17 protein-coding genes, 1 tRNA gene and 1 pseudogene are annotated in these 24,882 nt (G+C 62.8%); all 19 read right to left on the reverse strand.

Annotation, left to right across the window (positions count from 1 at the left end; translation table 11 throughout):
- On the reverse strand, positions 1-139 hold a 139-nt coding region (locus JJ918_RS16795), incomplete at its 3' end, for a GTP-binding protein (RefSeq protein ID WP_291887634.1).
- Positions 140-191: 52 nt separating this feature from the next.
- Positions 192-2,267: an elongation factor G gene (fusA, locus tag JJ918_RS16800; RefSeq protein ID WP_271185306.1), complete on the reverse strand. Its 2,076-nt coding sequence runs from the start codon at positions 2,265-2,267 to the stop codon at positions 192-194.
- Between the two features lie 39 nt (positions 2,268-2,306).
- The gene (gene rpsG / locus JJ918_RS16805) at positions 2,307-2,777 is read right to left on the reverse strand and encodes a 30S ribosomal protein S7 (RefSeq protein ID WP_271185305.1); all 471 of its coding nucleotides are present in this window, start codon (positions 2,775-2,777) and stop codon (positions 2,307-2,309) included.
- Positions 2,778-2,788: 11 nt separating this feature from the next.
- Entirely contained in the window at positions 2,789-3,160 is a 372-nt protein-coding gene (gene rpsL, locus JJ918_RS16810; RefSeq protein WP_011643738.1) for a 30S ribosomal protein S12, read from the reverse strand.
- Between the two features lie 328 nt (positions 3,161-3,488).
- On the reverse strand, positions 3,489-7,703 hold the full coding sequence (rpoC, locus tag JJ918_RS16815; protein WP_291889945.1) for a DNA-directed RNA polymerase subunit beta': 4,215 nt from the start codon (positions 7,701-7,703) through the stop codon (positions 3,489-3,491).
- 66 nt (positions 7,704-7,769) lie between these two features.
- Positions 7,770-11,843, reverse strand: a complete 4,074-nt coding sequence (gene rpoB / locus JJ918_RS16820) for a DNA-directed RNA polymerase subunit beta (RefSeq protein ID WP_291889948.1) — start codon at positions 11,841-11,843, stop codon at positions 7,770-7,772.
- Positions 11,844-12,069: 226 nt separating this feature from the next.
- Positions 12,070-12,444 (reverse strand): 50S ribosomal protein L7/L12, encoded by a 375-nt coding sequence (gene rplL / locus JJ918_RS16825; RefSeq protein ID WP_291889951.1) that lies wholly within the window; start codon positions 12,442-12,444, stop codon positions 12,070-12,072.
- A gap of 53 nt (positions 12,445-12,497) precedes the next feature.
- Positions 12,498-13,013, reverse strand: coding sequence for a 50S ribosomal protein L10 (rplJ, locus tag JJ918_RS16830; RefSeq protein ID WP_291889954.1), 516 nt, complete (start codon positions 13,011-13,013; stop codon positions 12,498-12,500).
- Positions 13,014-13,337: 324 nt separating this feature from the next.
- Positions 13,338-14,036: a 50S ribosomal protein L1 gene (rplA, locus tag JJ918_RS16835; RefSeq protein ID WP_291889957.1), complete on the reverse strand. Its 699-nt coding sequence runs from the start codon at positions 14,034-14,036 to the stop codon at positions 13,338-13,340.
- A gap of 5 nt (positions 14,037-14,041) precedes the next feature.
- On the reverse strand, positions 14,042-14,470 hold the full coding sequence (rplK, locus tag JJ918_RS16840) for a 50S ribosomal protein L11 (RefSeq protein WP_271185299.1): 429 nt from the start codon (positions 14,468-14,470) through the stop codon (positions 14,042-14,044).
- 100 nt (positions 14,471-14,570) lie between these two features.
- A complete protein-coding gene (gene nusG, locus JJ918_RS16845) occupies positions 14,571-15,104 on the reverse strand; it encodes a transcription termination/antitermination protein NusG (RefSeq protein ID WP_271185298.1) in 534 nt (177 codons plus the stop codon).
- Positions 15,105-15,115: 11 nt separating this feature from the next.
- Positions 15,116-15,376 carry a preprotein translocase subunit SecE gene (gene secE / locus JJ918_RS16850; RefSeq protein WP_291889960.1) on the reverse strand — a complete coding sequence of 87 codons (261 nt, stop codon included), beginning with the start codon at positions 15,374-15,376 and terminating at the stop codon, positions 15,116-15,118.
- A 79-nt stretch (positions 15,377-15,455) separates the two neighbouring features.
- Positions 15,456-15,531 (reverse strand) — tRNA-Trp (locus tag JJ918_RS16855).
- 127 nt (positions 15,532-15,658) lie between these two features.
- Positions 15,659-16,651, reverse strand: coding sequence for a class I SAM-dependent methyltransferase (locus tag JJ918_RS16860; RefSeq protein WP_291889962.1), 993 nt, complete (start codon positions 16,649-16,651; stop codon positions 15,659-15,661).
- 124 nt (positions 16,652-16,775) lie between these two features.
- On the reverse strand, positions 16,776-19,586 hold the full coding sequence (locus JJ918_RS16865) for a TonB-dependent siderophore receptor (protein ID WP_291889965.1): 2,811 nt from the start codon (positions 19,584-19,586) through the stop codon (positions 16,776-16,778).
- 302 nt (positions 19,587-19,888) lie between these two features.
- Positions 19,889-21,679, reverse strand: coding sequence for a tetratricopeptide repeat protein (locus JJ918_RS16870; protein WP_291889968.1), 1,791 nt, complete (start codon positions 21,677-21,679; stop codon positions 19,889-19,891).
- Positions 21,676-23,793, reverse strand: a complete 2,118-nt coding sequence (locus JJ918_RS16875) for a tetratricopeptide repeat-containing sulfotransferase family protein (RefSeq protein WP_291889971.1) — start codon at positions 23,791-23,793, stop codon at positions 21,676-21,678. The genes JJ918_RS16870 and JJ918_RS16875 overlap by 4 nt, the downstream gene beginning before the upstream one ends.
- Entirely contained in the window at positions 23,793-24,557 is a 765-nt protein-coding gene (locus tag JJ918_RS16880) for a 2OG-Fe(II) oxygenase family protein (protein ID WP_291889974.1), read from the reverse strand. Before JJ918_RS16880 ends, JJ918_RS16875 begins: the two co-directional genes overlap by 1 nt.
- Positions 24,558-24,741: 184 nt before the next feature.
- Positions 24,742-24,882: pseudogene (gene tuf / locus JJ918_RS16885) on the reverse strand (elongation factor Tu); the annotation flags it as partial.

The following is a 24,882-nucleotide window of genomic DNA, read 5'->3' on the forward strand; positions in this document are numbered from 1 at the left end:
ACTTCTTCGCCGTGCCGCCGCCCTGCTCGGCCAGCACCATCGTGATCGCCGCCGTCAGCGTCGTCTTGCCGTGGTCAACGTGACCAATCGTGCCAATGTTCGCGTGCGGCTTAGTGCGCTCAAACTTTTCCTTCGCCATCGATCTCGCTCCGAAATCTCGTATTCGTTTCTACAGTGACCAGAGGTTCGCCTTAGGCGGACTTGGCAATGACTTCTTGTTCGACCGCCTTCGGCACAGGCTCGTAGTGGTCGAATTGCATGGTGAACTGGGCCCGGCCCTGAGTGGCAGAACGCAGGTTGTTGACGTAACCGAACATGTTCGCCAGCGGCACCATCGCATTCACGACGGTGGCGTTGCCGCGCATTTCCTGCCCGGCGATCTGGCCGCGGCGGGAGTTCAGGTCACCGATCACCGAACCGGTGTACTCGTCCGGCGTCACGACCTCGACCTTCATGATCGGCTCGAGCAGCTTCGGCGCACAGTGGTGCTTCGCTTCGCGGAAGGCCGCACGGCCGGCGATTTCGAAGGCCAGGACGCTGGAGTCCACGTCGTGATAGGCACCGTCGATCAGGGTCGCCTTGACGTCGATGACCGGGAAGCCGGCCAGCAGACCGTTTTCCATCACCGAATTCAGGCCCTTTTCGACGCCCGGAATGTATTCCTTCGGCACCGAACCGCCGACGATCTTGGATTCGAAGACGAAGCCCGAACCCGGCTCGCCCGGCTCGAATTCGATCTTCACGCGGGCAAACTGACCGGAACCGCCGGACTGCTTCTTGTGCGTGTAGTCGACCGTACCGGCCTGACCGAGCGATTCACGGTAAGCCACCTGCGGCGCACCGATATTCGCCTCGACCTTGAATTCGCGCTTCATGCGGTCGACCAGGATGTCGAGGTGAAGCTCGCCCATGCCCGCGATGATGGTCTGACCGGACTCTTCGTCGGTCTTCATGCGGAAGGACGGATCCTCGGCAGCCAGACGCTGCAGCGCAATGCCGAGCTTTTCCTGGTCACCCTTCGACTTCGGCTCGATCGCGAGCTCGATCACCGGATCCGGGAATTCCATACGCTCCAGGATGACCGGGCTGGACGGATCGCAAAGCGTGTCACCCGTCGTGGTGTCCTTGAGGCCCGCAATGGCGACGATGTCGCCGGCAAAGGCTTCCTTGATGTCTTCGCGCGAGTTCGAGTGCATCAGCAGCATACGGCCGATACGCTCTTTCTTTTCCTTCACCGTGTTGAGCAGGGACACGCCCGTCTCGAGGTGACCGGAATAGATGCGCGCGAAGGTGAGCGAACCGACGAACGGGTCGTTCATGATCTTGAAGGCCAGCAGCGACACCGGCTCGGAGTCCGAAGCCTTGCGCTTGGTGGGCTCGCCCGACTTGACGTCGATGCCCTTGATGGCCGCGATATCGATCGGGCTCGGCAGGTAATCCACAACGGCGTCGAGCAGCGGCTGGACACCCTTGTTCTTGAACGCCGTGCCGCACAGGACCGGGTTGAAGGCCAGAGCGATACAGCCCTTGCGGATCAGCGCCTTGAGCTGCTCTTCGGTCGGCTCTTCGCCTTCCAGATAAGCTTCCATCGCGGCTTCGTCCTGCTCGACGGCGGCCTCGACTAGCTTTTCGCGGTACTCGGCAGCCTTGTCGGCAAGCTCGGCACGGATTTCGCGCTCGTCCCAGGTGGCGCCCAGGTTTTCACCGTGCCACACTAGTTCTTTCATCTTGATAAGGTCGATGACGCCTTCGAAGTCGCTTTCCGAGCCGATCGGCAGCTGCGTGCACAGCGGCGTGGAACCCAGACGCTCTTCGATCATCTCGACACAGCGGTAGAAGTCGGCGCCCAGCTTGTCCATCTTGTTGATGAACACCATGCGCGGCACTTCATACTTGTCGGCCTGACGCCAGACCGTTTCGGTCTGCGGCTCGACACCGGCATTGGCGTCCAGACAGCACACGGCACCGTCGAGCACGCGCAGCGAACGCTCGACTTCGATCGTGAAGTCGACGTGTCCGGGCGTGTCGATGATGTTCAGGCGCTTGTCCTTCCAGAAACAGGTCGTCGCAGCCGAGGTGATCGTGATGCCACGCTCCTGCTCCTGCTCCATCCAGTCCATGGTGGCGGCACCATCGTGCACTTCACCAATCTTGTGGGACTTGCCGGTGTAATAAAGGATCCGCTCGGTCGTCGTCGTCTTGCCGGCATCGATGTGCGCCATGATGCCGAAGTTGCGGTAGTCCTCGATTTTGTAGTCGCGGGCCATTTCAAAGGGTCCTTGGTACGGGTCAGTGCCTGTGGATCGTTACCAGCGGTAGTGCGAGAAGGCGCGGTTGGCTTCCGCCATCCGGTGCGTGTCTTCGCGCTTCTTGACGGCGGTACCGCGATTGGCAGCAGCATCCATCAGTTCGGCAGCGAGACGCTCACGCATCGTGTTCTCGTTGCGACCACGTGCAGCACCGGTCAGCCAGCGGATCGCAAGAGCCTTCTTGCGGTCAGCACGGACTTCGACCGGAACCTGGTAGGTCGCACCACCAACACGGCGGGAGCGGACCTCAACTTCCGGGGCCACATTGTCCATGGCATCGTGGAAGACGCGGATCGGTTCGCGCTTCAGCTTGTCCTCGACGATGTCGAGGGCGCCATAGACGATACGCTCGGCGACCGACTTCTTGCCGTCGAGCATGATGTAATTCATGAACTTCGTGAGATCGCGATCTCCGAACTTCGGGTCCGGATGAATCTCGCGTTTCTCTGCGCGGTGACGACGCGACATGGACGTCTCCCTTACTTAGGACGCTTGGCGCCGTACTTGGAACGGCGTTGCTTGCGGTCCTTGACGCCCTGGGTATCCAGAACGCCGCGAAGAATGTGATAGCGGACACCCGGAAGGTCCTTCACGCGGCCACCGCGGATAAGAACGACGGAGTGTTCCTGAAGATTGTGCCCCTCGCCCGGAATGTAGCTCACAACCTCATGCCCGTTCGTCAGACGCACTTTGGCGACTTTACGCAGGGCCGAGTTCGGCTTCTTCGGGGTCGTGGTGTAGACACGCGTGCAAACGCCACGGCGCTGCGGGCAAGCCTGAAGGGCCGGCACCTTGTTGCGCTTCGGCTTGTCTTTCCGCGGCTTGCGAATGAGCTGGTTGATTGTGGGCATCCCGCTCTAATCCGTTCCTAATCTCAAAGACCACGCCCCTCAGCACCGGAATGGAACTGATGGACGCAAATGACGACACCGACGTTCGAGCGCGAGGCCCGCACGGCGGCATCTAGGGTTTTTCCGTTACCGTGGATGACGTCTAACCGCTTGGGTTACGGCTCATCCTCAAAACGAGCGCGGAAACTACGCATGCGACTCGGTTCCGTCAAGCGCTTGTTCAGACATTTTCAGAGGCTTGCACGGTAAACGCAGCAGTCATGAAAAAGGCCGCCGGTCACCCGGCGGCCTTTTGCCTGTTTAGATTGGGCTTTCCGGCCCGAAACGCCTACTCGGCCTTGCCTTCGGACGCCATTTCTTCGGCAGCGGCCTCGGCGATTTCCGCCGGCAGACCTTCCGCTTCCACGGCCGTCGCCCGCTCGGCTAGCATCTCGGCATCGAGGTCGTCGGCCAGCGCCTGGTACTGACGCATCATCGCGCCGGTACCGGCCGGGATGAGTCGACCCACGATGACGTTCTCCTTGAGGCCTTCGAGCATGTCTTCCTTGCCCTGCACGGCGGCCTCGGTGAGGACGCGTGTCGTCTCCTGGAAGGAGGCCGCAGAGATGAAGGAGCGCGTCTGCAGCGAAGCCTTGGTAATGCCCAGCAGGACCGGCTCGCCGGTTGCCGGACGCTTGCCCTCGGCCTCGAGCTTCTCATTGGTCTCCAGGAACTCGATCTTGTCGACCTGCTCGGCCGCCAGGAAGGTGCTCTCGCCGGGATCCTTGACCTCGATCTTCTGCAGCATCTGGCGAACGATCACTTCGATGTGCTTGTCGTTGATCGGCACGCCCTGCAGTCGATAGACCTCCTGGATCTCGTTGATCAGGTAGTTGGCCAGCGACGGGACACCCAGGATGGACAGGATGTCGTGCGGCGCCGGGTGACCGTCGAGCAGGTATTCGCCCTTCTGGATATAGTCGCCTTCCTGGACCGTCAGGTGCTTGCCCTTGGGCACCAGGTACTCGACCTTCTCCATGTTCTCGTCATCCGGCACGATGGCGATGCGGCGCTTGTTCTTGTAGTCGCGGCCGAACTCGACGCGGCCGGTGATCTCGGCGATCACGGCGTGGTCCTTCGGACGACGGGCTTCGAACAGTTCCGCAACGCGCGGCAGACCACCGGTGATGTCCCGGGTCTTGGCACCTTCGGTCGGGATACGGGCAACGATATCACCCGGGCGCACCGTGTCACCGGAGCTGACCGAGAGAATGGCGCCCACGGCGAGCATGTAGCTGGCGGTGGAACCGGACGCGAGCTTGATGGGGTCACCGTTCTCGTCCTGGATGACGATGGTCGGCTGGATCGCCGAGGCCTTGGCCCCGCCACGCCAGTCGATCACCACCTTGGACGCGATACCCGTCGCTTCGTCGGTCTCTTCCTTCACGGACACGCCGTCGATGATATCGACGAACTTCACCGTACCGCCGACTTCCGACACGATCGGAGCGGTATACGGGTCCCATTCGGCCAGACGCATGCCGCGTTCGGACTTGTCGCCTTCCTTGACCTTCAGCTTGGTGCCGTAGCCCAGCTTGTAGCTTTCACGCTCCTTGCCGTCCTTGTCGACAACCGCGACCTGCATGTTGCGGCTCATCACGATCAGATCGCCGTCGGCATTCGTCACCGTCGACGGGTTCTTGAAGGTGATCTTGCCTTCATGCGCCGCTTCGATGAAGGACTGCTCGGACACCTGGGCCGTACCGCCGATGTGGAAGGTCCGCATCGTCAGCTGGGTACCCGGTTCACCGATCGACTGGGCCGCGATCACGCCGACGGCTTCGCCGATATTGACGCGCGTACCGCGTGCCAGGTCCCGGCCGTAGCAGGTGGCGCAGACGCCGACGCGGGTTTCGCAGGTCAGCGGCGAGCGTGCGAACACGCTCTGGACGCCGGCCGCCTCGATCGCCGCAGCAAGATCCTCGTCGATATAGGTGTCGGCCGGGCAGATCACTTCGCCCTCGCCATTCTTCACCTCGGCAGCGGTCGTGCGGCCCAGGATGCGCTGCTCCAGGGAGACGACCACATCACCGCCATCGACAACGGCGCCGATCTCGAAGCCTTCGGACGTGCCGCAATCCTCTTCGGTGATGATGCAGTCCTGGGCGACGTCGACGAGACGGCGGGTCAGGTAACCCGAGTTCGCCGTCTTCAGCGCGGTGTCGGCCAGGCCCTTACGGGCACCGTGCGTCGAGTTGAAGTACTCGAGAACGGTCAGGCCTTCCTTGAAGTTCGAGATGATCGGCGTTTCGATGATCTCGCCGGACGGCTTGGCCATCAGGCCGCGCATACCGGCCAGCTGCTTCATCTGGTTCTTCGAACCCCGGGCACCGGAGTGGGCCATCATGTAGACCGAGTTGACCTCGGAGACGCGGCCATCTTCGCCGATGGACGTCTTGGAGATCTCGTCCATCATGGCGTCGGCCACGTTGTCCGTACACTTCGCCCAGGCATCGACGACCTTGTTGTACTTCTCGCCCTTGGTGATCAGACCGTCGACATATTGCTGCTCATAGTCGGCGACGAGCGCACGGGTGGCGCCCACCAGATCGGCCTTGGCATCCGGGATCAGCATGTCGTCCTTGCCGAACGAGATGCCGGCCTTCGCCGCTTCCTTGAAGCCCAGACCCATGATCTGGTCGCAGAAGATCACCGTCGCCTTCTGGCCGCAGTGGCGATAGACGTGGTCGATCAGGCCGCCGATCGCCTTCTTCGTCAGCAGTTCGCCGACGATTTCCGGCTGCATCTTGGCGTGCTTGGGCAAGAGGTCGATGATCATCTTCCGGCCCGGCGTGCATTCGATCACCTTCGTGATCGGCTCACCGTTCTCGTCGATGCCTTCCCAGCGTGCCTTGATCTTGGCGTGGAGCGAGACGACGCCGCTTTCCAGCGCGGCTTCCATTTCCGCGCGGGAACCGAAGGCCATGCCCTCGCCCGGCTCGTTCTCGTTCATCACCGACAGGTAGTACAGGCCCAGAACGATATCCTGGGACGGCACGATGATCGGCTTGCCGTTGGCCGGCGAGAGGATGTTGTTGGTCGACATCATCAGCGTGCGCGCTTCCAGCTGGGCTTCCAGCGAGAGCGGCACGTGAACAGCCATCTGGTCACCGTCGAAGTCGGCGTTGAAAGCCGCGCAGACCAGCGGGTGCAGCTGGATGGCCTTGCCTTCGATCAGCTTCGGCTCGAAGGCCTGGATGCCCAGACGGTGCAGCGTCGGCGCCCGGTTCAGCATGACCGGGTGCTCGCGGATAACCTCGTCGAGCACGTCCCAGACTTCCGGACGCTCCTTTTCGACCAGCTTCTTGGACTGTTTGACCGTGCCCGAAAGCCCCTTGGCGTCGAGACGCGCATAGATGAAGGGCTTGAACAGTTCGAGCGCCATCTTCTTCGGCAGGCCGCACTCGTGCAGCTTGAGATCCGGGCCGACGACGATGACCGAACGGCCGGAATAGTCGACACGCTTGCCGAGCAGGTTCTGGCGGAAACGGCCCTGTTTACCCTTCAGCATGTCGGACAGCGACTTCAGCGGACGCTTGTTGGCGCCGGTGATGACGCGGCCGCGACGGCCATTGTCGAACAGGGCATCGACCGATTCCTGCAGCATCCGCTTTTCGTTGCGGATGATGATGTCCGGTGCACGCAGCTCGATGAGGCGCTTCAGGCGATTGTTCCGGTTGATGACGCGGCGGTAGAGATCGTTCAAGTCCGACGTCGCGAAACGGCCGCCATCGAGCGGCACGAGCGGACGCAGTTCCGGCGGGATCACCGGAATGACCGTCATGATCATCCATTCCGGCCGGTTGCCGGACGAGATGAAGTTTTCAAGCAGCTTGAGGCGCTTGGCATACTTCTTCAGCTTCAGCTCCGAGCCGGTCTCCTTCATGTCCTCACGGACCTTCGCGGCTTCCGCCTCGAGGTCCATGGCAATCAGGATTTCGCGGACGGCTTCCGCACCGATGCCGGCGGTGAAGGCGTCTTCGCCATACTCGTCCTGCGCGTCCATATACTCCTCTTCCGAGAGAAGCTGGAACGGCTGCAGCGGGGTCAGGCCCGGCTCGATAACGACATAGTTCTCGAAGTAGAGCACGCGCTCCACATCCTTCAGCGCCATGTCGAGGATCATCGCGATCCGCGACGGCAGCGACTTCAGGAACCAGATGTGGGCGACCGGCGCAGCAAGCTCGATGTGGCCCATGCGCTCGCGACGGACGCGGGCCAGGGTCACTTCAACGCCGCACTTCTCGCAGACGATACCCTTGTACTTGATGCGCTTGTACTTGCCGCACAGGCACTCATAGTCCTTCACCGGGCCGAAGATGCGGGCGCAGAACAGGCCGTCGCGCTCCGGCTTGAAGGTCCGGTAGTTGATGGTTTCAGGCTTTTTGACCTCGCCGAAAGACCAGGAAAGGATCTTTTCCGGGCTCGCGAGGGCAATCCGGATCCGGTCGAAGGACGGGCCTTCGGCAGCCGGATTGAAGATGTTCATGACGTCGTGATTCATGTCGCCGTCTCCCAAAAGGGGCAAGCGGGACAGGGCCAGCCCTGTCCCGCGATATAAGGTTCGGCCTTAGCCGTTTTTCAGTTCGACATTGAGGCCGAGGGAACGCATTTCCTTCACGAGCACGTTGAAGCTCTCCGGAACGCCGGCTTCGAAGGTGTCGTCGCCGCGCACGATGGCCTCGTAGACCTTCGTCCGGCCGGCCACGTCATCCGACTTCACCGTCAGCATTTCCTGCAGCGTGTACGCCGCACCATAGGCTTCCAGGGCCCACACTTCCATCTCACCGAAGCGCTGACCGCCGAACTGCGCCTTACCGCCCAGCGGCTGCTGGGTCACGAGCGAGTACGGACCGATCGAGCGGGCGTGGATCTTGTCGTCCACCAGGTGGTGCAGTTTCAGCAGGTGCTTCACACCCACCGTAACCTTGCGGCGGAAGGGCTCACCGGTCTGGCCGTCATACAGGGTGACCTGGCCCGACGGATCGAAACCGGCCTTCTCCAGCATGGCGGACACGTCCGGCTCGCGGGCACCGTCGAACACCGGAGTCGCGATCGGCACGCCATTGGCCAGGTTGCGGCCCAGCTCGGCGATATCGGCATCGGTTTCCGGCAGCTCGTCCTCGCCGTAGACACGCTTCAGCTCGGACTTCAAGGCTTCGACGGAACCGTCGCGCTGATAGGCTTCGTACGCATCGCCGATCTGGCGGCCCAGACCACGGCAGGCCCAGCCAAGGTGGGTCTCCAGGATCTGGCCGACATTCATCCGCGACGGCACGCCCAGCGGGTTCAGCACGATGTCGACGGCTTCACCGTTTTCCAGGAAGGGCATGTCCTCGATCGGATTGATCTTGGAGATAACACCCTTGTTGCCGTGACGGCCGGCCATCTTGTCGCCGGGCTGAAGCTTGCGCTTCACCGCAACGAACACCTTGACCATCTTCATCACGCCCGGCGGCATTTCGTCGCCACGCTGCAGCTTGTCGACCTTGTCCTCAAAGCGGCGATCCAGACGGGCCTTGCTGTCGTCGTACTGCTTTTGCAGCGCTTCGACTTCACCCATGGCCTTCTCGTCGTCGAGACCGATGCGCCACCACTGCGAACGCGGGGTCTCGTCGAGCGCCTCCTGGGTCACCTTGCCCTTGGCAAAGCCGCGCGGACCGGAGACCGCCGTCTTGCCGAGCAGGAGATCGCCCAGACGCTGATAGATATTGCGCTCGAGAATGTGCAGCTCGTCGTCGCGGTCCTTGCCGAGACGCTCGATTTCCTCACGCTCGATCGAGATCGCGCGCTCGTCCTTGTCGACACCGTGACGGTTGAAGACGCGGACTTCCACGACCGTACCGGTGGCACCGGACGGCATGCGCAGGGAGGTGTCGCGAACGTCGGAGGCCTTTTCGCCAAAGATGGCGCGCAGAAGCTTTTCTTCCGGCGTCATCGGGCTTTCGCCCTTCGGCGTCACCTTGCCGACCAGGATGTCACCGGGACCGACTTCGGCGCCCACGGCCACGATACCGGCTTCGTCGAGATTGCGCAGGGCTTCCTCGCCGACATTCGGGATGTCGCGCGTGATTTCCTCCGGACCCAGCTTGGTGTCGCGGGCCGCGATCTCGAACTCTTCGAGGTGGATCGAGGTAAAGACGTCGTCGCGCACGATGCGCTCGGAGATCAGGATCGAGTCCTCGAAGTTGTAGCCGTTCCACGGCATGAAGGCGACGACCACGTTCCGGCCGAGCGCGAGCTCGCCCAGATCGGTCGACGGACCGTCCGCGATGATGTCACCGGCCTTCACCTCGTCACCCACGCGCACGATCGGGCGCTGGTTGATACAGGTGGACTGGTTGGAGCGCTGGAACTTGGACAGGCGGTAGATGTCGACGCCCGACTTGGCGGCATCGAGATCTTCCGTGGCCCGGATAACAATACGGGTCGCGTCGACCTGTTCGATCACGCCGCCCCGGCGCGCCGCAATGGCAGCACCGGAATCGCGGGCCACAACACCTTCCATGCCGGTCCCGACGAGAGGCGCTTCCGCCTTCACGAGCGGCACGGCCTGACGCTGCATGTTCGAACCCATGAGGGCGCGGTTGGCGTCGTCGTTTTCCAGGAAGGGAATGAGCGCCGCAGCGACCGAAACCACCTGTTTCGGCGACACGTCGATATATTCCACGTCCTCACGCGGAACGAGCGTCACTTCACCGCCGATACGGCAGTTCACGAACTCGTTGTCCAGCTCGCCATTCTCGTTCACGTGCGCGTTCGCCTGGGCGATTGCGTAGCGCGACTCCTGCATGGCGGAGAGATAGTCGACCGTCTCGGTCAGCTTGCCGTTCTCGACCCGGCGGTACGGGCTTTCGATGAAGCCGTACTTGTTGACGCGGGCATAGGTCGACAGCGAGTTGATCAGGCCGATATTCGGACCTTCCGGCGTTTCAATCGGGCAGATCCGGCCATAGTGGGTCGGGTGCACGTCGCGCACTTCGAAGCCGGCACGTTCGCGGGTCAGACCACCCGGGCCAAGCGCCGAGAGGCGGCGCTTGTGCGTCACTTCGGACAGCGGGTTGGTCTGGTCCATGAACTGCGACAGCTGCGAGGAGCCGAAGAATTCGCGCACCGCAGCCGCGGCCGGCTTGGCGTTGACCAGGTCGTGCGGCATGACCGTCTCGATATCGACCGAGGACATGCGTTCCTTGATCGCGCGCTCCATGCGCAGAAGGCCGATGCGATACTGATTTTCCATCAGCTCGCCGACCGAACGCACACGGCGGTTGCCGAGATTGTCGATGTCGTCGATTTCACCACGGCCATCGCGCAGATCCACGAGGGTCTTCAGCACGGCCAGGATGTCTTCCTTGCGCAGCGTGCGGACATCATCCGGACAATCCAGGTCCAGACGCATGTTCATCTTCACGCGGCCCACAGCCGACAGGTCGTAGCGTTCCGGGTCGAAGAACAGGCCCTGGAACATGGCCTCGGCCGTTTCCGGCGTCGGCGGCTCGCCCGGACGCATGACGCGGTAGATATCGACCAGCGCCTGCTCGCGGCTTTCATTCTTGTCGACCGCCAGCGTGGTCCGGATGTAGGGACCGATACCCGTGGCCGGGTCGATGTCGAGCAGGTTGAGAACCTTGACGCCGGTTTCCTTCAGCGTGTCGAGGATTTCCTGGGTCAGCTCGTCGCCGGCTTCCGCAAAGATCTCGCCGGTTTCCAGATTGACCATGTCTTCGGCCAGATAGCCGGACAGCAGGAATTCGTCGGAAACCAGCAGAGCTTCCAGACCGTCCTCGGCCAGCTTGTTGGCCGCGCGCGCGGAGATTTTCTTGCCGGCCGGAGCGACGATATCGCCCGTCTTGGCGTCGACCAGATCGCGCACCGGCTTGGCGCCGCGCCAGCGTTCCTTCACGTAAGGAACGGTCCAGCCCTTCTTGGCGAACTTGTACTCGACCGTGTTGTAGAAGGTCGAAAGAATCTCTTCCTTGTCCAGGCCCAGCGCATACAGCAGCGTCGTCGCCGGCAGTTTGCGGCGGCGGTCGAGGCGCATGTGTACCACGTCCTTGGCATCGAACTCGAAATCGAGCCAGGAGCCGCGATAGGGAATGATCCGTGCGGCGAAGAGATATTTGCCCGAGGCATGGGTCTTGCCACGGTCATGGTCGAAAAAGACGCCCGGCGAACGGTGCATCTGCGAAACGATGACCCGCTCGGTACCGTTGACGACGAAGGTGCCCTTGTCCGTCATGAGCGGGATATCGCCCATATAGACGTCCTGCTCCTTGATGTCCTTGACCGAACGCGCGCCGGTTTCCTCGTCAACATCGAACACGATCAGACGCATTTTGACCTTCAGCGGAGCCGCGAAGGTCATGTCACGCTGCTGGCATTCCTCGACGTCGAACTTCGGCGCTTCGAATTCGTAGGACACGAAGTCCAGCACAGCACGCTCAGCGAAATCCTTGACGGGGAAGACCGACTTGAAGACGGCCTGCATGCCCGTATCGCCCCGCTCGCTTGACGGGACTTCCTTCATCAGGAAGTGCTCATAGGAGCTTTTTTGAACTTCGATGAGGTTCGGCATCGCGACCGTTTCCGGAATGCGACCGAACGTCTTGCGAATCCGCTTCTTGCCGGTGAACGACAGACCCATGTCGGCTCCCTTCGCAGACAGCACTGCGCCATAGATGCGGGGTTCGTCCCCGCGCCGCCGTTCCGAGTGGCCCGGCCCTGCCCGTCAAAGACGCAGCGGCCCGGTCCGGATTATGCGGCCCCGCCTGGAACGGCAGCGGAGGGACCGCGAAACGCAAAGACGGGCTAGCGGACGCGCAGGATACCCCGCGCGCCCGCCGCACCGTTCAGGTCACGCCGTAGCGTGATTATTTCAGCTCGACCGTAGCGCCGGCTTCTTCGAGCTTCTTCTTGATCTCTTCGGCTTCGGCCTTCGGAGCACCTTCCTTGACCGCCTTCGGAGCGCCTTCGACCAGGTCCTTGGCTTCCTTCAGACCCAGGCCGGTGATGGCACGGACTTCTTTGATGACGTTGATCTTCTTGTCGCCAGCCGAAGCCAGGATAACGTCGAATTCGTCCTTCTCTTCAGCAGCGGCAGCGCCAGCGTCGCCACCGGCCGGACCGGCAACCGCGACAGCAGCCGCAGCCTTGATGCCTTTTTCTTCGAGAAGATCGTTCAGTTCCTTGGCTTCAAGGATGGTGAGCGAGAGAAGTTCGTCGCAGAGTTTAGCTACATCAGCCATTTGTTCAATTCCTTGTCGTGTTCAGTGTGTCAGTTCGTTAGCGGAGAATGACGTTATGCTTCGGCTTTTTCGCGGATAACCTCGATGGCGCCAGCCAGACCCTGGCCCGGGGCCATGATACGCTGGGCAACCTGCGAAGCCTGACCCGTGAGACGGGCCGCGATGGTGGCGATAAGCTCTTCGCGGGACGGCATCTTGGACAGGGCGTCGATGCCTTTGGCGTCGAACACTTCCTCTTCCATGAAGCCGCCGAGAATGACGAGCTTGTCGTTGGACTTCGCGTAGTCCACCAGCACCTTGGGCGCAGCAACAAAGTCTTCCGAGTAAGCGATGGCGACCGGACCCGCGAACAGGTCGGAGGCGCCTTCACCCGGCTTGCCTTGCAGAGCGATCTTGGCGAGGCGGTTGCGAACCACCTTGAATGTGCCGCCGAGCTCACGGAGCTTGGCACGCAGATTCGTCATTTCCGCAACGGTCATGCCCGTATAGTGGGCCATCACCACGGATCCAGCGTTCGAGAAGATGCCTTCCAGCTCTTCAACGGACGCTTCTTTTTGATTGCGATCCATTTTGCGGACTCCCTGTTTGAACCGTCCACCACGGACGGTCCGGTGAAAACGCCGTCGAGCGCCTTCCCCGTTTCAAGGGTTCGGGCGCGCCCACGGCGCGTCCTGTCCCAGGGCTTGAACCAACAGACCTTACGAACAAGGCCATATTGTTCATGCTCTGTCTCACACAGGGCCCAAACTGGATTAAGGCAGAACCTTGAAAAGGCCCCGCCCCCTGCGATCTCGGACAGGTCCGGTCTTCACCCACAACGCGTGGCGAAGAACCGGATCAGCCCGGCCGGATAAAGCCTGCCGGGCTGAAACTCAAGTGTCTTTTACGTCGAATTAAGCCGCGGAGGCTTCCGACGTGTCGATTTTCACGCCCGGCCCCATGGTCGAGGACAGCGCGATCCGACGAATATAGGTGCCTTTGGCGCCCGTCGGCTTCGACTTGACGATGGCGCCGATCAGGGCGCGAACATTCTCGACCAGCTGCGCTTCGGTGAAGCTCGCCTTGCCGACGCCGGCGTGCACGATGCCCGCCTTCTCGACACGGAACTCCACGGCACCGCCCTTGGACGCTGCAACGGCCTTGGTCACATCCATGGTGACCGTGCCGACCTTCGGGTTCGGCATCATGCCGCGCGGGCCAAGCACCTTACCGAGACGGCCAACCAGCGGCATCATGTCCGGGGTCGCGATGACTTTGTCGAAATTGATATTGCCGCCCTGGACCTGTTCCATCAGGTCTTCGGCGCCCACAACGTCGGCACCGGCCTTCTTGGCCTCTTCAGCCTTCGGGCCCTTGGCGAACACCGCGACGCGAACCGTACGGCCCGTGCCGTTCGGCAGCTCGCAGACACCGCGGACCATCTGGTCGGCGTGACGCGGGTCGACACCCAGATTGACGGCCAGTTCGATCGTTTCGTCGAACTTTGCCTTGGCATTGGCCTTCACGTGCTTGACCGCTTCGTCGACCGTATAGAGGTGATCGCGGTCGATGGTTTCACGCGCAGACGCGAGACGTTTTCCGATAGTCGCCATGATCCCTACTCCGTCACTTCCAGACCCATGGAACGGGCGGAGCCGGCGATGATCTTCGTCGCCTGGTCGAGGTCGTTCGCATTGAGGTCCTTGAACTTGGCTTCCGCGATCTCGCGGCATTGCGCCATCGAGACGGAACCGGCCGAAGTCTGGCCCGGGGCCTGGCTGCCCTTCTGGATCTTCGCGGCCTTCTTCAGATAGAAGCTCGCCGGCGGCGTTGCGATCTCGAAGGTAAAGGACTTGTCCGAGAAGACGGTGATGGTGGTCGGGATCGGCATCCCTTTTTCCATCTCCTGGGTCTTCGCGTTGAAGGCCTTACAGAATTCCATGATGTTCACGCCGCGCTGACCCAGGGCCGGGCCGATCGGCGGGGACGGGTTTGCTGCGCCCGCGGGCACTTGCAGCTTGATATAGCCGTCGATTTTCTTGGCCATGTCTCCACTCCATCAACAGGACGCGACCATCGCGTCCTTGGGGGTTTGCGGTACGGCCCGGCATGGACTTGGCGCCGGCACCTCCCGCACGTCACACGCGCTACTGGGTCTTTTCGACCTGCGCGTATTCCAGCTCGACCGGGGTGGCCCGGCCGAAAATATTGATTGCCACCTTGAGACGGCCGTTCTCGTCGTCGACCTCTTCCACGACGCCGTTGAAGCTGGCGAAGTGACCGTCGATGACATTCACCGTCTCGCCGATCTCGTAATTGACCGTCGGACGCGGACGCTCGGCGTCCTCTTCCATCTGGCCCAGGATCCGCTTCACTTCGTTCTCGGACACCGGAATCGGCTTCTTGCCCGAACCGAGGAAGCCGGTGACCTTCGGCGTCGACGTGACCAGGTGATAGGCTTGGTCCGTCATGTCCATCTTCACCAGGACATAGCCCGGGAAATACTTGCGCTCGGCGTTCACCTTGCGGCCCTTGCGGACCTCGACCACGTCCTCGGTCGGGACGAGAATCTCTTCGAACTTGTCTTCAAGCCCCTGGATCGCGGCTTCGGTCCGGATCGCCTCGGCGACCTTCTTCTCGAAGTTCGAATAGGCGTGCACGATATACCACTTGGCAGACATACAGCCTCCTCCTACGAGCCGAGCGACAGCAGGAACTGGACGGTTTCGCGGATCGCGAAGTCCACACCCCAGAAGAACAGCATGGCAATGGCCGAAAGGATCAGCACGAGGATCGTCGAAACGATCAACTCCTGCCGCCCGGTCCAGGTCACCTTGCGGGCCTCCTGACGCACCTGCGCCAGATACTGGAACGGGCCGACCCGGCGCTTTTTCGGCGCTGCCGTATCCGCCTTGGCCTGCGCCGGCGTCTTGTTATTCGCGTTCCGCGTCATTCGCTTCCATCTGGCCCCTCGGGGCCCTGTTTGCAATCGGCGCCACGGTCATGCGGCGCAAAATTCCGTCAGAGCGGCATGGCAGGGGCGGAGGGACTCGAACCCCCGACCCTCGGTTTTGGAGACCGATGCTCTACCAACTGAGCTACACCCCTGTACCACGCGCGCGGAGTAGCACGGTGAGCCAGCCACCGCCACATCCGAAGCGCAGCTGTCTACAATGCAGAGCGCCATAAGAAAACAGCTAAAACGCATATTGCTGCGCTTATTCGCAACCCGGCTTCAGGCGTCGGAGATCCGCCTTGCGTCGACGACCCATGCCAGGGCCCCGCTCTGCCCTGGAGCTTCGAGCACGGAAAGCGGCGACACCGCGAGGCCCGCGGCATCCAGACGGCCCACAATACCTCGCATATCGTCCTCGGACTGGGCCACATCCAGCATGGATGTCATGCGGTGCTGGAAAGCTGCGGTATCGGACTTCTGCCCATTGATCCAGGCCGTTACGTCGGAGGGCGCAAAATGACCCAGACGCCCCGCCAGGGTTCGGCAATCCGCCACAAGACGGGCAACATGCTCACGGGCCGGACCGTGGCTGGCAATCGCCAGAGCCTCTCCCACGGCGTCCAGCGCCGCGCGCAGATTGTCGACGCATTCGCGAGCCCGGGCGTCCGGCACCTCCCCCGCAGCGGCTAGCGGAATGTCTTTGGCATAGTCGGCCATCCGTTCGAACAGATTGCTGTCGATGACAGTCGTCAGGAGAGCGGCCACGTCCCCGCAGGCCGCCTCGACGACGCCACCACGACAATGAACCAGCGCATGCAGCTGACCTCCCGCGTCGAGAACACGGGCGGCCTCGGAAAATGCCGCCTGCCCCGCATATTCCAGACCGTACTGGCTGACGGCGCAGGTCACGGCCGCGTCTGCAAAGGGCAAGGCCGAACTGTCTGCAGCAACAGGCAGCGCATTCAGCGCGCCGGCCGCCATCTGGACGGCAGGGGGCGCGACATCGCAGCAGATCGCCCGCGGCAGATCATCGGAGCTTCGCGCAAAAACCTGTTCGGCAAAGCGCAGGACCTCGCCTTCGCCACAGGCCAAATCGAGCAGGGACGTGACGCCCCCCTCCTCGATCCTGTCCGAGAAATACCGGGACCAATGCGCGTCGAGCACGTCTGCGACCCGGGGATCGCGATAGCGATGCTCATCGCCCGGGCTGCGCCCGGCCCAGAACTGCCCCCAGGCAGCCGCTTCGCTCGTTTGAGTACGACCCCCCAACATTACGGGCATGTTAGGGAAGCATCGCGCGAAGGCAACTCCTTCGCTGCACCGCAACGCGGCAATCCGCAAAAGAAAAGGGCGGGCCCGAAGACCCGCCCTTCCCCAAGTGTATTAAGTCTGTCGACTAGAAGCGCAGGTTGGCGCCCAGGAACAGACGACGGCCGAACGGATCGTACGTGGCCGGATAGGTGTTGGCCTGCTCGGACGAGGTCGAGGTCAGAACCGGCGGCTCTTCATCCGTCACGTTTTGCAGACCCAGCGAAACGCGGACGGTTTCGCTGACGTCGTAACCGAAGGTCACGTCGAAGTAGTTGTAGGCGTCGATCGACAGCTCGCGGTCGGAAACGAGGCCCGTGTAGGACGGCTCGATGTCGACACCGCCAATGTGGCGCCAACGCAGGGACGTCGTCAGGTTGCCCCAGTACCAGCTCGCCTGAGCGACGTGCTTGTATTCCGGGGTCGGCTCGCCGCACTGACCGGAGAACTGGCCCTCACAGGCGACGAAACCAGCGACTTCGGACGTCTGGTAGCCGTTGCCGATCGTGAAGGTCGAGTAGTAGTTGACCGAGAAGGAACCGAGGTCGGGCGACAGGCCCATTTGCTCGGCATCCCACATGTAGTCAACGCGGACGTCGACACCTTCAGCTTCGAACACAGCGAGGTTCGAAGAGAACAGTTCCGGCATGAACGGGTTGGCCATTTCACCGGTGCTCGGGTTACGAGCGCCTGCGAAGAAGGCACAAGCCGACTGGATGTCCTGACGATAGCACTCGTCCAGCAGGTTCTGCAGGGACGGGGTCGCAATCGCGTCTTCGATCTCGATGTTGTAGTAGTCGACCTGCATCGTGAAGCCGCTGATGAAGTTCGGCTGCCACACAGCACCAATGGTGAAGGTGTCAGCGGTTTCTTCGTCCACGGTGGCGTTACCGCCGAACAGGGCTTCGATCTGTGCGTTCGACTGGAAGGACGTGCCGACAGCCGCCGCGGGAACACCCGAAGCAATACAGTTGGCAACGATCACATCACCGTCGAAGGAACCCAGACCGCCGGAGCACGGGTCGGTCGCACCCGGGAAGCCGTTGGTGGCCGGCGAGAACAGGTCACCCACGTTCGGAGCGCGAACAGCACGGTTGTACTGCGTACGGAAACGCAGGCCGTCAACCGGTTCCCAGCCCAGGCCAGCGGCGTAGGTCTGGGTGTTGCCGACCGTCGAGTAGTCCGACATACGGAAGGCGCCGGTGAAGTTCAGGCTCTGGATGCCCGGACGATCCGTGATGAGCGGCACGTCGACTTCGGTGAAGAATTCGTAGACGTCGAACGAACCTTCGATCGGCAGCGACTGGTTGAAGCCGCGAACGTCCGGACCCAGCACGGAGTCAGGGCGGATCGACGCGGAGTTTTCACGATACTCGACACCGAGCACGAGCGCCGGGGCGATGTTTGCCATCGGCGAAGCCATGTTCGACAGCTCGCCGGACACAGACGCCACAGCTTGGGTGGCTTCGATCACATCGATCTGGGCACCGGTACGCGCGATGTAGTCGGCCGCTTCCGCGGAGACCGAACCAGCACCATTCCAGATGTCCAGCGTCGGAGCCGTACAACCGCTCGCGATAGCCGTCGGGCCGCCATCACAGAGGACAGCTTCCTGGAAGGCCGCAACGGAGATGTTGCCAGACAGGATCTGGGACACCGCCGAACGCGAGTAGTTGTAGAAGACGTCGTAGGACCAGTCATTGTTGATGTCGCCACGGAAGCCCAGAACACCTTGGAAGGTGTTGGTGTCGCGCAGCGAGTTACGGGTGCTGATCTCTTGCATACGGCGGGCGATACGAACCGTTGCCGTGCCGTCGCCATTGTTGGAGCTGGCGTCGTTGGCAAACAGGTCACGCAGCTCGGTCGAGAACAGCGGGTTGTCGAGATTGACGTCGATGGTCAGCGTACCCGTCGGAGTCGGGGCGAGCTGGGAGTCAACGACGTTGTTCGCGTAGATGCCGCGAGCATACATCTCGATGTTGTCATTGATCTCATAGGTGGCGAAAGCCGAGATCATGTGACGTTCCTGCGGCAGTTGCAGGTAGTTGGTCGGGGCGTAGTTGTACACCTGACGCTCGGCAATGGCGCCGCCCGGCTGGGTCATCAGGAAGTACGGATCACCGCCGGAATCAACCGGGTTCGTGTCGAAGTAGTTGCCGGCAGCCGGACGAATCCAGGTTTCCGGAATGCTCGAGGAACCACCCGGGATGTACGGATCGGTACCCGGACCAGGCGACCAGTAGGCCACTTCCGAGAACTCGCGCGACGCCTGGAAAACGGCTTCACGATTGGTGTAACCGAAGGACAGAACGGCGTTACCACGACCATTGTCGAAGTTGCCGCCCATGGTGACGGAGACATCGGAGATAGCCGCGTCGCCTTCGTCCATCGAGAATTCGTGCGAGGTGGAAACTTCCACACCCTCGAAGTCGTCACGCAGGATGAAGTTCACAACGCCTGCAACAGCGTCCGAGCCGTAAACGGCCGATGCACCGCCGGTCACGACGTCAACGCGCTCGACCATGGCGGCCGGAATGTTGTTCAGGTCGACGACCTGGGAAGCGCCAGAGCCGACGAAACGGGTGCCGTCAACCAGGACCAGGGTCCGGGAGGTGCCGAGACCGCGAAGCGACACCGTCGCCGTACCGTCACCCGGGTTGTTCGACGTGGCGTCGAAAGCCGGGATCAGCTGCGGCAGGGTGTTCAGCAGGTCTTCGGTGTTGACCACGTTGTTCAGCTCGAACAGCTCTTCGTTAACCGAAGTGATCGGGCTGGGGGCCACCGTGTCGGTGCGTTGAATGCGCGAACCGGTGATGACGACCACGTCATCATCAGCGGCGCCCTCTTGTGCCATCGCCGGCGCGGCTACAGCCAGGCCACCGATGAGCGTGCTCGCCATAAGGCAAGCCTTCAAGGAAGTCGGTCTCACTCTTAATCCCTCCGAGTAAGGTTGTAATGGGAAGGCCGCCCACACTAGGCGTCAGGCAGAATCCCCCGGCTCGGCGGAGCTCACGATTCCCCGCCTTATCTGCAAGGTACCCATGCAGAATGCGAAGGGTCAATGACACACGTCCGTCACATCCCCATGCCAAGCGTCATTCACGCTGCACTGTTGCGCATTTGCCGCAGACCTTTCGGCAAGACCTGATTTTACCAAGCCTTTTTACGGAAATCGGGCGTCACAATACACCGTACAAATAGCTAGTCCGGCAGCAGGTCGAAGGGCGCCGTCACGCGCACATCCTCGCTCTCGAACGGCTCGACGCCGTGCCACATATAGGAGGGGAAGAAGATTGCCGCGCCGGCTTCGGGACAGATATAGCGTTCGGCCGGCAGGTCGAGGCCAGGCAGGCCCGGAGCCCCCAGACGCAGCCATCCGGCACGCTCGCCGCGCAGCACCGTCTCGGGAACATGGACATAATAACTGGCGCTGATCCAGCCGGCCGGATGGATATGGTCAACATGGCCGCCGCCCGAGCGCAGCCTGACGGACCAGGCGCCGGTGAGTTTCAGCCGGTCGGACTTGCGGGCAAGGAAGGGGTGGTCGGGATCATCCGGCAAATCCGCGACAAAACGCTGCGCGGCCGCCTGCAGCGCCTGGGCAAGCGCCTGGATGACCGGGTCGTCATTGTCCCACAGACGCCCCGGCGACTGGGTGCCGCCGAACAGGGTCTGCTCGATCGGCTGGGCCTGCGTCGCATGAAGCGCGGCGATCCGCTCGGCCAGAGCCTCGTTGAACGCGTCAAGCGATGTGAAGCCGGCGGGCGTATCGATGAACCGTTTTGCCGTCAGCCGGTCGTAGTCATAGAGCCGCCTGTAGCGATCATCGCCGGCACATCGCCAGGCCGTTGCCTGCAAGGCGACATGCTTTTGCAGATGCTCTGCCGGCGGCTCGGCGCGAAGTGCGTCGACGGCGCCGTCCGTACGCCCGTGCATCAGGCAAGCCTCGACCAGCTGATGACGGATTTCGAAATCATCCCCGCCCGTCGCTGCCAGGGCAGCGCCAAGGTCTGCGAGCCCCGCCTCCCCGTCGCCCTGCTTGCTCCGGATTTCCCCACGCAAGGCCAGGGCCCGGGCGTGGACAGGCGCGCCGTGAAGCACGGTCTCAAGCGTTTCGAGTGCGTCTGCCGGATAGCCGGTCCGCAGAAGAACGCGCGCCTTGGTATAGGCCAGCTCCGGATCGGCCTGCTCCGCCAGAACGGCGTCCAGTGCCGCTGTCGCGCCGCGCCCCTCCCCCAGCTCCCACAACAGGCTTGCCAGGTCCCTGTGGATGTCGGCCCGCAGGGGAGCACAGCGCGAAGCCTGCCAATAGGCTTCACGCGCCTGGGAGGTGTGTCCGAGCGTGCGCAGCGTATGGCCCCGCTGGAAATGCGCTTCTGCCTGACCCGGAACCAGCCGGCAGGCCACATCCAGATCCTGCAGGGAGTCCTCCAGCCGATTGACGGATCGAAACACACTGCCGCGGTTGATGCGCGGCATCGCTGCTGCGGGATTGGCATCGATGGCGCGTGAATAGAATTCCAGCGCGCCCTCTTCATCGCCCGCCCGGGACCGGAGATTTCCCAACCCGTTCAGGGCCGCGGTACTTCCCGGCAAGACCTTGAGAACATCCGTGAAGACCGCGGCCGCCTCTTCGACCTGCCCGAGATCGGACAAGGTGATGGCGAGGTTGGTCATCGCGTCGGTGAAGTCCGGCTTCAGCGCGAGTGCGGCACGGTAGGCTTCAACGGCCCCGGCGAGATCCCCCGCACGCCGCTTGAGATTTCCCAGATTGCTCAGAACGGCAAACGGCTGCGGATGCCGCTCTGCCGCGGCCTCCAGATCGGCAATACCGGCAGCAAACCGGCCCAGCCGCCCGCGGGCCACGCCGCGAAGATGCAAGGCCTCGATGTCATCCGGCCGCGCCGCGATCACGGCGTCCAGCCTGGCCTCCGCCTCTTCGGCCCGGCCGCTTTGCAAAAGCTGCATCGCGAGCTGGAGATCGGTACTCATGACCGGTTCCGCGAGCGGCCGCCCGACAGGACCCGCTGCATCATTCCGCCCAGCCCCGGCTTCGGGTCCGGCTGGTCCGGGTCGGGCATAACCTCACCGTCGCATTCCACCCACATACCGGTTTCATTGTCGACACATTGGAGTGACATAGCGGCATCGAACGGGCTCAGGAATGTCGCGTAGGGCGAGGTCGAGTCCAGGTGCTCTTTCGACGGCGGCCGCCGGACCTGGGTCGCGCTGAACGTCATCACCGTGCGCTCGACATCGTAGTATTCGAGACATTTCCGGCTCCAGCTCAAGCCGCACCGTGCGAGCACGAAACGCAGCCGCGCCTCGAAGTCACCGACCAGTTCCTCGTACTGCAGGGGCGTGACATGGTCGGGATAGGTCTCGGCCCAGTGAGCGCCCAGCCGCGCCTGAAGCGCATAGTAATGCGCGATATCGTCGAGATCGTGCGCGAACGGCCACATGCGCGAGAAATTGCGCCGGTAGATCGAGAACGCCACCTCCACCGGCTTGCGGCGGATATGGATGACCGGCGCCTTCGGGAACATCTGGCGGATCAGGCCAACGGCCAGGAAGTTCGCCGGCTGTTTGTCCGTCACGAAAGGCGTGCCCGTGAGTCCGTATTCGCGATACTGTGACAGGTAGCGCTCGCGCCAGGGCGCCAGCACGTCCTCGGGAATTTCGCCACCGGACCATCCGGTCTCGCGGGCCCAGCGGATGAAGGCTTCGAACAGGACCGGCATCATGCTGAGCTCGCCGCCGGCCTGGACATCGTCATGGGCGGCGATGGCGGCCTCAATGAGTGTCGTCCCGGAGCGCGGCATGCCGACGATGAAGATCGGCGCCTGCTCAAGCGCCGGGGACGGTCTGGCGACCGGTCCGGCAAACACCTGTGTCAGCCATTCGGTGCGCCGCTCCTGCTCGGGGCGGTCATAGGCCGAGACAATGGCGCCGTTATGCTGGAGTTTCTTGGTATCATTGGCCCGCGACCAGGCAGCAAATGCGGCCTCGCGCTGAGCGCGACGGTGCCGGGCATCGCCCAGCGCAAACAGGCCGATCGACAAGCGGTCAGCCGGCATGCCGGGTTTGACGGTCTCGGCTTCCAGACGCTCGACCTCGTCGTCGGTCAGACGGCCGCCGGACACTTCGGAGAGCTGGCCATAGGCCTCGAAATTCCCCGGATCGATGGCGAGCGTGCGCCGGCACATCTCGATCGCCTCCTCCCGCTCGCCGCGGAAAGTGTGGATACGGGCAAGCCCGAAACAGGCATCGGCGCAATCGGGATCGAGCGACAAGGCCTTGTCGAAGGCGGCGCGGGCCCCGTCGATATCGCGCGCACCGAGGATCAGCCGGCCCAGCGCCGCCCAGTTGTCGGCCGTGTCAGGATCGGCATCGACGACGGGGCGGTAGATCCGGATCGCCTTGCGATAATAGCCCTGCTGCCCCAGTCCCATGGCCAGCGCGCCCCGCGCCTCCATATCCTGCGGGTCCAGCGCATGCCAGGCTTCCGCGGCGGCGGTCAGCGCGGTGAAGTCGCCGGCAAACCGGGCCAGATCGGACCGCAGGCGCAGCACGTCCAGACTGCCGGCCAGCCCCTCGGCCTCGGCCGTGTCGAGGGCTGCGGCGGCTGCATCGAGCCGCTTGCATTCCAGTTCGGCACCGGCCAGGCGCAGCGCGACATGCGGCCGGGCCGGATGGCCGGCATCGGCGGTGGCCAGCGCCTTGTCGAGCGCGCGCGCGGCTGTGTCGAAATCCCCGGCCCGCCCGGCCAGATCGCCATAACGCCCCCAGACATCGAACCGGTCGGGCGACAATTCGCTCGCCTTCTGCGCAGCGCTCAGGGCCGCGGGAAGATCGCCCTCAGCTTCGTGGAGGATGGAGCGATAGAGCGGCACCAGCCCAAGCCCGGGATCGGCCGCCCCGGCCTGGTCCAGCCAGTCGCGACCGCTGTCCAGGTCACCCGTTTCCACCGCGCAGACCCCCAGCAGCGCCATGGCCCCGGCATCGCCGGGCCGATCCGCAAGCACGGCCTCGCACCGCGCGCGGGCGCCGTCAAAATCATTGGCCAGACGTAACTGCCCGGCCTCTGCGAGTCGCGGATCCTGCATCACGCTGCCCGGTAAGGCGGATCGTTCCGGAACCAGCCTGTGATCTGGTGCCGCGCGCTGCCGGCGAAGGGCGAGACCGCGCTGACCGAATGGATGCGCCGGCCGTCAAAGATCGACAGCACGTTGAAGCGCGGCAGGAAGGCGCGGCTGATATCGAGATTATCGTCGAGCAGCATCAGAAGGCCGCCCCAGTCGGGCTGCCAGTTGCGCGTGAAGCCCAGCGTGTAGGCCGCAACGCGTTCCTTGTCATGCCCCTCATCGATATGCCGCGTCAGGAAATGACCCCGAATATAGCGCGTCGCCTGGGCATCGGCCTTGGTCACCAGCGGCGCCCCGGTCACGGCCTTCCCGAGTTCGAGAAATTCCGGCGAATTGATGAACTCGGTCAGCTGGTGGATCGGATGGCCGGCGTCCCAGCCTGACGTGTAGGCCTCGATCATCGGATAGCTGTCGTAGAGATAGCCGTAATTGTCGCGCGCCCGCTCCATGACATGGCCGATCTTGGCGCCGATGGCCTGCCGCCCCATCGCGGCAATATCCTGCTGGGTCAGCTTGGAAACGCGTTCACCGCCGGGCGCAGACGGATCGGCCTCGGCAAAGACGAGCCGCCAGTTCAAGGAGCGCGCCAGCAGGTTTTCAATGTGATCGGCAAGGGCCGGCTCGAATATGTCGGGGATCCGGACGAGCCTGTCGCGCGCATAGATCTCCGCCCATTTCTGCGCGTCGAGCGCGGGGTTCAGTCTCAGTTCGAGCGTTTCAGCCATGATCGCGGATACTTCCTCAGCCCAGGGCCAAAGTGGTACCGGCGCCCCCGGAGCGTGTCCATACGACGCCCTGTCATGCGACAGCGCACCGCAGTCCCGGACATCAGCCCGCAGCAATACGGGGCACAAACGAAAACGGCGGACCCGAAGGCCCGCCGTTTCAGCATCGGTATGGATCGAGCGATTACTCGACGATCTTGGAAACGACGCCTGCGCCGACGGTACGGCCGCCTTCACGGATAGCGAAGCGCAGCTTCTCTTCCATGGCGATCGGCGTGATCAGCTCGACATTCATTTCCACATTGTCGCCCGGCATCACCATCTC

Origin of the sequence: Maricaulis sp. (assembly GCF_017642925.1) — a bacterium.
Classification (GTDB): Bacteria; Pseudomonadota; Alphaproteobacteria; order Caulobacterales; family Maricaulaceae; genus Maricaulis.